The sequence below is a fragment of the Variovorax robiniae genome (assembly GCF_037889955.1).
Lineage (GTDB): Bacteria > Pseudomonadota > Gammaproteobacteria > Burkholderiales > Burkholderiaceae_C > Variovorax > Variovorax robiniae.
The window spans coordinates 1-10,573 of record NZ_JBBKZS010000052.1; the positions used below are offsets into that span (position 1 = coordinate 1).

The window sequence follows — 10,573 nt, forward strand, 5'->3', positions numbered from 1 at the left end:
GGGGTACATGTCGAGCATCGCATTGATGTACTTGCTCCACGAGAGCGCGTCGCGCACCTTGGCGCCGCGGATCGTGTAGAGGTTGTGCATGTTCTTGGTGATGACCTCGGATGCGCACAGGGCCTTCTTGTCGGGGAAGTAGAACATCATCTCCGAGGGCGCCTCGGAGTTCTGCGCCATCTGGAAGACGATGCGCACGCCGTCCACCGTCGCTTCCTGGCCGGTCTTGGTGATAAGGTCCGTTGGCGGCAGCATGCCGGTGCTGCCGAAGCTCAGCGCCTTGCCGAGCCCCGCGCCCACCGCCTGGCGCTCGTTGGCATCGAGGCCCACGCCAAACTGGTAGGTCGCACGGCGCGACATGGCATTGCCGGCCAGCACGTTCTCGGCGATGGCGTTGTCCATGAAGCCTTCCGGCGCATAGATCCTGACCTTGCCAGCCTTCACGTCGGCCTGGTCGACCACGCCGCGCACGCCGCCGAAATGGTCGACGTGGCTGTGCGTGTAGATCACGGCGACCACCGGCTTGGTACTGCCCAGCTTCTGCATCGTGAAGGCCAGCGTGGCCCGGGCCATCTCGGCGGTGAAGATCGGATCGATGACGATCCAGCCGGTCTTGCCTTCGACCAGCGTCATGTTGGCGAGGTCCAGGCCGCGGATCTGGTAGATGCCGTCGGTGACCTTGAAAAGGCCGCTGTGGTTGTTGAGCTTTTCCTGGCGCCACAGGCTGGGGTTGACGGTGGCGGGCGCGGCGCCCTTCATGAAGGACGAGAAGCGGTTCTGGTCCCAGACCTCCTTGCCGCTGGCGTCCTTCACGATGGCGTCGGGCAGGCGTGCGATGAGGCCGCGCGTGGCTTCCTCTTCGTCCGTCTTGTCGTTCATCGTCATGGCCTGGGCGATGGCCTGGTTGGCGCGGACGGTGGCCGGCGTTGCGGGCTTGGGGGCGATGTCCTGCGGCTGCTGCGCGAAGGCTTGCGGGAGGACGGCCGAGGCGATGAGGGAAGCGATGAGGGTTCGGTGAAGCGTTTTCATGATGTGAGCTTTCTCAGTGAATTAGGTGTTGGACTCGGCATCCCGCAGCGCGTGGCTGTCTCTGCCACACATGAATAAGCGCTGCGAAGTCTGTTCGTGGGCACCCGCGGAACCGGCTTTGCCGGGCCGCTGGGTGCGCCCCCTTGACGGGGTGGCGCCGAAGGCGCTTCGGGGGTGGGCTTATTTCAGGTGCGAATCATGTCGGCGGCCTTCTCGCCGATCATCACGGTGGGTGCGTTGGTGTTGCCGCCGCAGACGGTCGGCATGATCGAGGCGTCGGCGACGCGCAGGCCCTGGATGCCGCGCACGCGCAACTGAGCATCGACGACCGCCATCGGGTCGCTGTCGGGGCCCATCTTGCAGCTGCCCACCGGGTGGTACTGGGTGTCGGCGCGGTTGCGGATGTCCTGCGCGATCGCGGCGGTGTCGTTGCGGTCGACCTTGTAGAGCATCTTGCCGCGGTACGGATCGAAGGGACTGGCCTCCAGGATGTCCATCTGCAGCTGCACGCCTTTGACCAGCAGGGTCAGGTCGCGTTCGTCGTCGAGGAACTTCGGGTCGATCAACGGGGCGGCGCGCGGATCTGGGCTGGCCAGCTTCACATGGCCACGGCTGTGCGGACGCAGAACTTCGATATGGCATGAGTAGCCATGGCCCAGGTGCAGCTTGCGGCTGTGGTCGTCGACCACTGCGACCACGAAGACCATCTGCAGGTCCGGCACCTTGACGTCGGGCGACGAGCGCACGAAGGCGCCCGACTCGGCGAAGTTGGTGGTGACCAGGCCGGTGCGCTTGTTCTTCCACTCCGGGATCGCCGCGGCCATGCGCATGCCGCCGCGTGCCGAGACGCCGAAGGTCTCGTGCTTCGAACTCGTGCGCCAGGTCTGCACATGGTCGATGTGGTCCTGCAGGTTCTCGCCGACGCCGCGGAGGTCGTGGACCACCGGGATGCCCATGCGTTGCAGTTCCGCAGCCGGGCCGACACCCGAGAGCATCAGCAACTGCGGTGAGCCGAAAGCGCCGGACGACAGGATGACTTCGCGGCGCGCGCGCACCTGCTTCTCCACGCCACCGACCGTGTAGACGACGCCGGTCGCGCGCTTGCCTTCGAACACGATGCGCGAGCTCAACGCGTTGGTGCGAACGCTGAGGTTCGCACGCGAGAGGTTCGGCGTGATGTAGCCCTTGGCCGCGCTGTGGCGCTCGCCGTTCTTCTGCGTGACCTGGTACATGAAGGCGCCGAACTGCTCGGCGCCGTTGTAGTCCGGGTTGTGGGTCACGCCCTTCATCGCCGCAGCCGCGAGGAAGGCCTTGTTGATCGCGCTCGGCCGGCGTAACTCGGCGACGTTGAACGGGCCGCCCTTGCCGTGATAGTCGTCCTCGCCATAGGTCTCGTTGTTCTCCGCGCGCTTGAAATACGGCAGGACTTCGTCATAGGACCAGCCGGCATTGCCGAGCGACGCCCAGTGGTCGTAGTCCCAGCGGTTGCCGCGTACGTAGAGCATGGCGTTGGTCGAGCTCGAGCCGCCCAGCACCTTGCCGCGCGGCTGGTAGCCCTGGCGGCCATTGAGTCCGGGTTGCGGCACGGTCTTGAAGGCCCAGTTGTTGTACGGGATGGGCAGCATGGCCACCACGCCGGCCGGTGCGTGGATGAACACGCTCTTGTCCGGGCCACCGGCTTCCAGCAGGCACACGGTGGCCTTGGGATCCTCGCTCAGGCGGGAGGCGACGACGCAGCCGCCCGAGCCTCCGCCGACCACGACGTAGTCGAATTCTTCAATGCTCATGGATGTCTCCGTTGATGGGCGCAAGGAGGGGAATTGCAGGGCGCCGCGGTGAGAGAACTCGATTGTTCCCTCCGGAGGCCATTGAGTCCAATGCATTGTTGGGACAAAATCGATAAATGCACTGCATCGCGGTGCAAACGGAGATGTCATGGACCTTCGACGCTGGAACCACATCGTGACGCTGGCCGAACGGCGCAACTTTGCACGCGCCGCCGAGCAGGTGCACCTGACGCAGCCCGCACTTACCCGCAGCATCCAGGCCGCGGAGGCCGAACTGGGCTTGCGCCTGTTCGACCGCGGCACGCAGGAGGTCACTCCCACGCCCGCGGGCGAATTCGTCGTGGCGCGGGCGCGGCAACTGGTCTACAACAGCCGCTGCCTGGAGCGCGACGTGGACCTCTACCGCAGCCGCGCGCTCGGCGACACGGCCTTTGGTGCCGGGCCCTTTCCGGTTGCGACGTTCATACCCGCCCTGCTGGCGTCCGTGCGGCGCGAGTTCCCGGGCGTCAACATCCGCGTGGAGGTCAGCAACTGGAAGTTGCTGCTGGCGCGGCTGCGGGAGGAAGACATCGAGTTCTTCGTCGCTGACATCTCCGATTTGCCAGTGGATCCGAGTCTGGACCTGCGCCCGCTGCGCATGGAGCCGGGCAGCTTCTATGTACGCGCCGGGCATCCGCTGGCGGCCCAGCGGTCCGTGAGCTTCAGGAAAGTGTGGGCCCACGGGCTATTGTCAATACGCCTGCCGCCGCGCGTGCTGGCCCTGCTTGCCGCGAAGGTCGATGTCTCGCCGCCGGAAGTGCTGAAGCTGGCACTGGAATGCGACGACGTGGGCATCCTGAAGGCCGTCGCGCTGGCCAGTGAATCGGTGCTGCTCGCGCCGGATGTTGCGGTGGCGCAGGATGTGGCCGAGGGACGCCTCGTGCCATTGAAGGTCGACGGCGTGCCGCCGATGGGTGCGGAGATGGGCGTGGTCAGCCTCTGGGGCCGCACGCCTTCGCCGATGGCGGAACTGATCATCAGCCTGCTGCCGTCCGCCGTCGCCTGATTCAAGACCGATGTCGAAACGCACTGGGGCCGTCAGAGCGCTTTCCCAAGGAGCCGATGCACATCGGCATTCGCGGCACATTGCCAAAACCGAGGTTCGTCCGCCCCGCTGCGCCGCTTCATGTGACGGCCTGTCAACGCAGCCGGAAAGTCGATCAAAGGCCCCAGCCCCCCGATTCGAGAGTTACCGTAGCCCTTTCTCGGCCCTCGACCCCCCAGGCGAAAGCCAGCGCGAGAGCGCTGGTGAGAGTGCTGCCTCGGAACGGCGCCTGCGCAGCTTCCGTGTCGCCGGTGGTACACCGGCCAAGGGGACAACTGGAAGTTGACTTCTAGCAAACAAAAGTCCACAAAACTACGGCGCTGCGAGTGACGGGGAGCGGCTCATCGAAACCAGGGCCAACTCGAAGTGGTGATCGAGCTGCGCGATGGCGAAGAGCTTTGTCCACAGCGCGCCCCTGTATCGCAGCGCGTGACATGTTGGCGGATCGAACGATCGTGCTGCCGTTCAATTCGGCAAGTCACCCCGAGCGCTTCCAGTCTGTCACTCATCATCGAGCATGCGACTGGCCTTGCTGTTGAGTGAGCTCTCGGCACGGAATTAGCCCACGACGGTGGCCACGCTGTGGTGCCCGGTCATGGCCATGGTCTCCGGTAGCGACATCGCCTGCTTGCCCGCTTTCGTCACAAATTTCGCCCTCAGCGAATGGGCTGAGAACTCTCCCTCCACCCCCGCCAGCGCACAGCGCTCCTTCACGATGTCGCACACGGCCACCGGCGCCAGCGGCTCGTCCAGATGGCCATCCTTGCGGATGCGACGGAAGAGGGCGCCTTCCTTGAGGCCCGCCGGAGGGCAGCCACGCCCTGCAATCTCCGGCGCCGCGGTCCCGAGGGCTTGATGACCTCGGGACGGTCCTGCCCGGACTGGTTTATCTTGGAGTGAGTGAGGGTGTAGAAATAGGACTGCGAATCCACGCGCCTCACGTTCGCCAGCGTCGCGCCGGCTTCTTCGATTGCTGGCTGCCGAGGTCGCGAAGCCAGAGCCCTGGCGCTGTCCTTGACGAACACGACATGCCGTCGACGCGACCCATGAACCTTGCTACCCCGCGGCATTGCAGGCGGGGTTACTGCGTGCGAAGCTTTTCCTGCAGCCAGACCTTGATGAGCGACTGGTATGGCACATCGCGGGCGTTGGCCGCGACCTTGATCGAGTCCAACAAGTGCTGAGGTAAGCGCAGCGAGATCGTCTTCGTTGTCGGCTTCAAATTGGGCAGGGTGACCTTGACAGCCTTTGACCAGTCCAAGTGATCCCATGAGTCATGCTTCTCCCAGTACGCACGCTCTTGCGCTTCGTTGGCGAACTTTGGGGTGGCTTTAGTCTGCTTGCTCATAGATTGCGCGCTCCTTGCGGTGCATGTCCCTTGCCGAGATGACGCGAATCAACTGGTTCGATCGACGCAGCGTGAACGTGACATGCAATGTTCTTCCGTCGTCGGTCTTCCCCAATGCGTGGAACCGAGGTTCCTGATGGCTGTGAGCTACGTCTTCCAAGAGCAGCAACGGCGCATTGAAAAAGAGTTGCTCGGCTTCGGCTGCTGACACACCGTGCTTCTTGTTCTTGCGCGCATTGCCCTTATCCCACTCAAACCCGATGACGAGACTCAGGTCGATCATTTATGTATATTACCATCATGTACGGAAATTGCGGCGCGGTATCGACTTGCGCGAACCGCAGTCAATCCTCTTCGAGCATGCGACTGGCCTTGCTGTTGAGTGAGCTCGCGGCGCGGAAATGGCCCCCATCACGGTCGCCACCCTGTGGTGCCCGGTCATGGCCATGGTCTCGGGCAGCGACATGCCTGCTTGCCCGCTTCCGTCACAAACCCTGCCCGCAGCGAGTGCGCAGAAAACTCTCCCTCCACCCCCGCCAGCGCACAGCGCTCCTTCACGATGTCGCGCACGGCCGCCGGCGCACGACCGCATCGCCGCAGGGATTGCTTTCCTTGGCCAGCTGGTGGGCTTTCGAAAGCACCGCGACCCTATGCACCAGCGTAATTGAGCGCCGGCACTCCCAGTTTCCCCTTGTAACCTTTGGCCACCAGCGCCCGGTCGATCTCCGGCGGCAGTTCATTCACCAGCCGCGTTTCAGATGTGCCGCTGATTTCGACTTCACGTTCGTCTTTGTCGACGACTTCGCATGGACTCCCGCGGTCCCGTTGTCGGCGTCTGGACCATGAGTCGATCAAGGCCACGCAGGTCCTTCTGTCCTACCTGGATGCAGAATTGGAGCTGAAACGAGGATTCTCGACAAAACCGCCACCTCCAAGTGGTAAACGCGGCCGGCATCGAGCCACCTACAAACTCCTGGCGTTCCTCACGGGTCTGTAGGCGCGCGAAACAGAAGGTGCCGCGCCGTCATGACAGGTCGGCGGAACATCAAAATATTGCACTATTGCGACAAGGCGAATGCCCACGAAGGCGGAGCGGCGGCCCGCCAGGCCGGGGCGGAAGAGAGGCGCCCCTCACGCGTCAATGAACGGCGGCGGGCTTCGCAGACAGCTCGATCCCGAGGGCCTTCATCACTGCGAGCGTGGTGCGCAGCGTTGGATTGCCCTCGGCGCTGAACGAGCGGTAGAGCTGCTCGCGCGATAGGCCGGTCTGCTTGGCAATCTGCGTCATACCCTTGGCGCGGGCAGCGACGCCTAGAGCGTGGGCGACGTAGGCGGGATCGTTCGTCTCGAACGCGGCCGCCATGAAGTCGGCGATAGCCTGGTCAGTGCTCAAGTCCTCCGCCGGGTCGTAGGTGGTCAGTTTTTCGGTCATGCTTATTCGCTCCATTCATCGGCGAGGCGCAACGCGGTCTCGATGTCACGCGCTTGCGATCCCTTGTCGCCGCCGCACAGCAGGACGATGATCGTGTTGCCGCGCCGCTGGAAATACACCCGATAGCCGGGGGCCATAGTGAATGCGAAGCTCGCTGACGCCCTTCCCAATCGACTCGGCGTCGCCCGCATGCCCGAAAGCCAGACGGTCCAGACGCGACGCGATGGGCTGGGCTGGGCGGGCGCGTGCGTCCTTGAGCTTTGCCCGCCACTTGCGGAAGGTTTCCGTCTGCTTCAGCTCGATCATGCGGTAGTGTGGTCTATAAACTACAAAAAGCAAAACGGTCTAGGACCGCAAACCCCTGGAGGGCAAGGCGGGAGTCCTCGCCATCCTGTCAACCTTCCACCTGGTCACTCACTATCACCATCATCGAGCATGCGGCTGGCCTTGCTGTTGAGGGAGCTCTCGGCGCGGAAGTACCCCATGACGGTGGCCACGCTGTGGTGCCCCGTCATGGCCATGGTCTCGGGCAGCGACATGGCCTGCTTGCCCGCTTCGGTCACAAACCCCGCTCGCAGCGAGTGCGCAGAAAATTCTCCCTCCACGCCCGCCATCGCACACCGCTCCTTCACGATGTCGCGCACCGCCGACGGCGCCAGTGGCTCGCCCAGATGCCCGCCCTTGCGGATGCGACGGAAGAGGGCGCCTTCCTTGATGCCGCTGGCGGCGAGCCAGGCTTGCATCGCTTGCGCCGCGGTGCCGACCAGGGGCTTGATGTCCTCGGGACGGTCCTGTCCGGACTGATTCGTCTTGGAGTGCGTGAGCGTGTAGACATAGGACTTCGCGTCGACGCGTCGCAGGTTCTCCAGCGTCGCCCCGGCCACCTCTGACCGACGCCTACCGCCGGTGGCCCACGCAAAGAGAAGCAGGGCGCGGTCGCGCTTGCCGCGCAGTGTGTCGTCGCAGGTGGCCAGCACGAGCTGCAATGGATCCTTCGTGAGCGCGCGCTGCTTGTGCGGGCGGGCGCCTCGATGGGCGTAAGCGCGACGTGTCCTGCCCAGCAATTCGCGCACAAGCGCATCGCCGCACGGATTGCTTTCCTTGGCCAGCTGATGTGCTTTCGAAAGCACCGCCACCCGATGCACCAACGTGTTCAAAGCCGGCACCCCCAGCTTCCCCTTGTACCCGTTGTCCACCAACGCCTGATCGATCTCCGCCGGCAGTTCATTCACCAAACCAGTTTTCTGATTCCCCGTTGATTTGGACGCCGCCGTCCTTGCCGCCGGTTTCGCAGGGGCCGCATCGGCCACGTCGTCTGTTTCACCCGCGGAGTCCTCGTCGCTGGGGTCGGCTTTGCGCGCTGCGTGGTCAACGATGAACTGGATCACGACGGGTACCGGTACGGGCAGCTGCAGCGCCTGACCGTAGCGGGCCGCAAACCAGGCGCACCAGTAGCGCATGGCCGAGGCGTAGGAAGCCCGGGTGTTGGCCGATTCACCTTCGCGCAGCAGCGCCCGCGCCGCCGCCTCGGCCGTTTGCGTGAGCCGAGCCGGTTCCAGGATTGGCGTCCACTCGGCGGCGTTCACGAGCGGGTGCGGATCGGAAGGATTGTTTGAATGATTCATACATATGACATATGATTTGCTATATCATACACAAATAGGTCACGATAACTATCTCTTATCGAGGGTAAATATTGGAGTTGAAATGGCGGTCGGTCGCCAAGAGTTGCGAGGTTCAAATGGCTGAGATTCAACAGTTTCGACGTGGAATTCAGGAAGAGGACGTTTTCAGGGCCGCGGATGCGCTCCTGGCCGAGGGGCTTCGGCCCACCATCGAGCGCGTGCGGCTGAAGATCGGGCGCGGCTCGCCGAATACCGTGAGCCCGATGCTGGAGAAATGGTTCGGGACGCTAAGCCAAAGGATCGCCGGCGGAGCCAATCCTGCGGTCAATCTGGCGGCCGGCAACGACGCGGACGGCGTGCCGGTGTCGGTGCGCAATGCCACGCGACTCCTTTGGGAGACGGCACGGCGCGAGGCCGATGAGGTGCAGCAGCAGGAACTCGAAAGCGCCCGTGCGCAGCTCGAGGAAGCGGCCAATGTGCTTGCCGTTGGCCAGGCCGACTTGGCACAGCGCGAAGCTGCTTTCGAACAAGCCCGGGCCAGCTTGGACGCGGCGCTGGCGTCCTCGCAACAGGCGCGTGAGACGCTGGAACGGCAGTTGCTCGAGCAGACTGCCGAGATCGCCCGGTTGCGGGCCATGTCAGAGCAGGAGATCGCTAGGCTCAACGCCCTCCTCCAGGCATCTCATGCCAGCAAGGAACTTCTGCGGCAGGAGCAGGCGGCGGCGCTCGCTGCCCGCGACAAGGATGTCAAGGCGGAGCGGGAGCGCCACCAAGCCCAAGAGCGCCACTCACATGAGGAGGTCGACCGTGCACGCCAAGCCTCGAAGCAACTGGAAGCGGGACTGGCTAGGGAACAGCAGCAGCGCTTGCGCAGTGAAGAAGCCGCGGCCCAGACGCTGGAGACCGGCCGCCGGATGCTGCGAGAGACGCAGCAGGCGGCCCAGCAGGTCGAGCGTGAGCTCCGCGATCAACTGACCGACCAGGCCAGCCTGCTGGCGCAGGCGCAGGCGGAAGGTGCGGCTGCGGCGCAGCGACTGGACGACGTTGAACGTCAGCTGGCCGAAGAAAAGAAGTCGCACGAGGGGACCCGCACCCTGCTGGCCAGCGCCCTCACGACCGCGCGCAAGGAGGACTCGCGCAAGGGCGGGATTGGACACAAAATCAGGCGGCCCAAGGCGTAACGACCGCGCGGTTCCGGCACTTTGAAACGCGGTCAGCCAGCGCCTTGAAGAAGCTCGAAAGGTTCGCAGTTTTGACAACATCCCAACGCACAACAGCCACGGAACCGCCGATGCTCACCTCCCCTCCCCTCGCCTGCTCCTGATCTGGGCGATCGCCTTCAGCAGCGTGGCTTGGTCCGCCCCCAACAGCGTCTACCTCGAGGACTTGACCTCCACCGAGGTTCGCGATGCTGTCAAGGCCGGCACCACGACGATCATGACGGCAAGTTCGCCTTCTTCACGTGCGAGTTTGCGGGCGCGATCACCAAGGTCGATCTGGTCAATCGCCGCGTCGTCGCCACCATCAAGTTGCATCCCGACCGGCGTTGGCGCGCACGGGTTGTACCCGAGTCGCGACGGCAAGAGCCTGTACGTGGGCCAATCGCGGTACCAACCTGATCCGCGGCAAGCCGGGGGGCAAGGGCAGCGTCTCGGTGATCGACTTTGCGAGCCGGAAGGTCGTCAGCAACTGGATCATTTGAGGCGGCGGCAGTCCGGACATGGGCAATGTCAATACCGACGGTGCGTATCTGTGGCTCTCGGGACGATACGACGACGTCGTGTACCGCTTCGACACCCGCTCTGGCAACGTCGACAAGATCAAGGTGGGCCGCGAACCGCGCGTGTTGACGGTCTGGCCTCAGCCGGGGCGTTATTCGCTGGGACACACCGGCAATCTGAGATAGAGGGCAGAGCGAAGTTGAAGAGCTAACCATCGTCGAGCGTTAGCTCGACGTTTCCAAGGGCTGAGAAAGCGCAACCAGGCTTCTGCCCCCGCAAATCACAACACGGCAACACGGGCAGGTCATCACTATGGAAAAATCAATCGATTTATGGATGGGCGTTTTTGGAGCCTTGCGACTCGACTGACCTATGAAAGCTCGGAAGTACGTCGCATCGGCGCTGGTCCTGCTGATCGTGACAGCGGCCTACAAGTACCCCCCCGCGTCAGAATAGTTGTCGCCCCGATAGAACCAAGAACCTGGGGGCGGCGATGAAGGATGAGAGTGGCTCGATACGGACAAGCATTCAAGGACCGAGCGGTAGC

10 protein-coding genes and 2 pseudogenes are annotated in these 10,573 nt (G+C 63.8%); 3 read left to right on the forward strand and 9 right to left on the reverse strand.

Annotated features, from left to right (window positions below; all coding sequences use genetic code 11):
- Positions 1-1,029 (reverse strand): MBL fold metallo-hydrolase (locus tag WKW79_RS36145; RefSeq protein ID WP_340340051.1); only part of this gene is annotated, 1,029 nt, incomplete at its 3' end.
- A 185-nt stretch (positions 1,030-1,214) separates the two neighbouring features.
- Complete coding sequence (locus WKW79_RS36150) at positions 1,215-2,816, reverse strand: GMC family oxidoreductase (RefSeq protein WP_340340052.1); 1,602 nt, start codon at positions 2,814-2,816, stop codon at positions 1,215-1,217.
- Positions 2,817-2,964: 148 nt separating this feature from the next.
- Between WKW79_RS36150 and WKW79_RS36155 the strand changes: the two genes are divergently transcribed.
- Positions 2,965-3,861 (forward strand): LysR family transcriptional regulator, encoded by an 897-nt coding sequence (locus WKW79_RS36155; RefSeq protein WP_340340053.1) that lies wholly within the window; start codon positions 2,965-2,967, stop codon positions 3,859-3,861.
- 1,120 nt (positions 3,862-4,981) lie between these two features.
- On the opposite strand, the gene WKW79_RS36160 is transcribed toward WKW79_RS36155, so the two are convergent.
- The 7 genes and pseudogenes from WKW79_RS36160 to WKW79_RS36190 all read right to left on the reverse strand — a co-directional run bounded on the left by WKW79_RS36160 (position 4,982) and on the right by WKW79_RS36190 (position 8,305).
- Positions 4,982-5,248 carry a BrnA antitoxin family protein gene (locus tag WKW79_RS36160; protein ID WP_340340054.1) on the reverse strand — a complete coding sequence of 89 codons (267 nt, stop codon included), beginning with the start codon at positions 5,246-5,248 and terminating at the stop codon, positions 4,982-4,984.
- Positions 5,232-5,531, reverse strand: coding sequence for a BrnT family toxin (locus WKW79_RS36165; RefSeq protein WP_340340055.1), 300 nt, complete (start codon positions 5,529-5,531; stop codon positions 5,232-5,234). Before WKW79_RS36165 ends, WKW79_RS36160 begins: the two co-directional genes overlap by 17 nt.
- Positions 5,532-5,592: 61 nt before the next feature.
- Positions 5,593-5,827: pseudogene (locus WKW79_RS36170) on the reverse strand (site-specific integrase); the annotation flags it as partial.
- A gap of 69 nt (positions 5,828-5,896) precedes the next feature.
- Positions 5,897-6,109, reverse strand: coding sequence for a hypothetical protein (locus WKW79_RS36175; protein ID WP_340340056.1), 213 nt, complete (start codon positions 6,107-6,109; stop codon positions 5,897-5,899).
- 277 nt (positions 6,110-6,386) lie between these two features.
- On the reverse strand, positions 6,387-6,680 hold the full coding sequence (locus WKW79_RS36180; RefSeq protein WP_340340057.1) for an addiction module antidote protein: 294 nt from the start codon (positions 6,678-6,680) through the stop codon (positions 6,387-6,389).
- Between the two features lie 2 nt (positions 6,681-6,682).
- Positions 6,683-6,817, reverse strand: a complete 135-nt coding sequence (locus WKW79_RS36185; RefSeq protein WP_340340058.1) for a hypothetical protein — start codon at positions 6,815-6,817, stop codon at positions 6,683-6,685.
- A gap of 273 nt (positions 6,818-7,090) precedes the next feature.
- A complete protein-coding gene (locus WKW79_RS36190; RefSeq protein WP_340340059.1) occupies positions 7,091-8,305 on the reverse strand; it encodes a site-specific integrase in 1,215 nt (404 codons plus the stop codon).
- 116 nt (positions 8,306-8,421) lie between these two features.
- Between WKW79_RS36190 and WKW79_RS36195 the strand changes: the two genes are divergently transcribed.
- Positions 8,422-9,486 carry a DNA-binding protein gene (locus WKW79_RS36195; protein WP_340340060.1) on the forward strand — a complete coding sequence of 355 codons (1,065 nt, stop codon included), beginning with the start codon at positions 8,422-8,424 and terminating at the stop codon, positions 9,484-9,486.
- A 231-nt stretch (positions 9,487-9,717) separates the two neighbouring features.
- Positions 9,718-10,211 (forward strand): annotated as a pseudogene (locus WKW79_RS36200) (YncE family protein); the annotation flags it as partial.
- Positions 10,212-10,573: the final 362 nt, after the last annotated feature.

Bases quoted from the DNA above. Each gene is read 5' to 3' on its own strand.
- WKW79_RS36180 (WP_340340057.1), bottom strand. From the start codon at position 6,680: ATGACCGAAAAACTGACCACCTACGACCCGGCGGAGGACTTGAGCACT.
- WKW79_RS36165 (WP_340340055.1), bottom strand. From the start codon at position 5,531: ATGATCGACCTGAGTCTCGTCATCGGGTTTGAGTGGGATAAGGGCAAT.
- WKW79_RS36185 (WP_340340058.1), bottom strand. From the start codon at position 6,817: ATGGCCCCCGGCTATCGGGTGTATTTCCAGCGGCGCGGCAACACGATC.
- WKW79_RS36155 (WP_340340053.1), top strand. From the start codon at position 2,965: ATGGACCTTCGACGCTGGAACCACATCGTGACGCTGGCCGAACGGCGC.
- WKW79_RS36150 (WP_340340052.1), bottom strand. From the start codon at position 2,816: ATGAGCATTGAAGAATTCGACTACGTCGTGGTCGGCGGAGGCTCGGGC.
- WKW79_RS36195 (WP_340340060.1), top strand. From the start codon at position 8,422: ATGGCTGAGATTCAACAGTTTCGACGTGGAATTCAGGAAGAGGACGTT.
- WKW79_RS36190 (WP_340340059.1), bottom strand. From the start codon at position 8,305: ATGAATCATTCAAACAATCCTTCCGATCCGCACCCGCTCGTGAACGCC.
- WKW79_RS36160 (WP_340340054.1), bottom strand. From the start codon at position 5,248: ATGAGCAAGCAGACTAAAGCCACCCCAAAGTTCGCCAACGAAGCGCAA.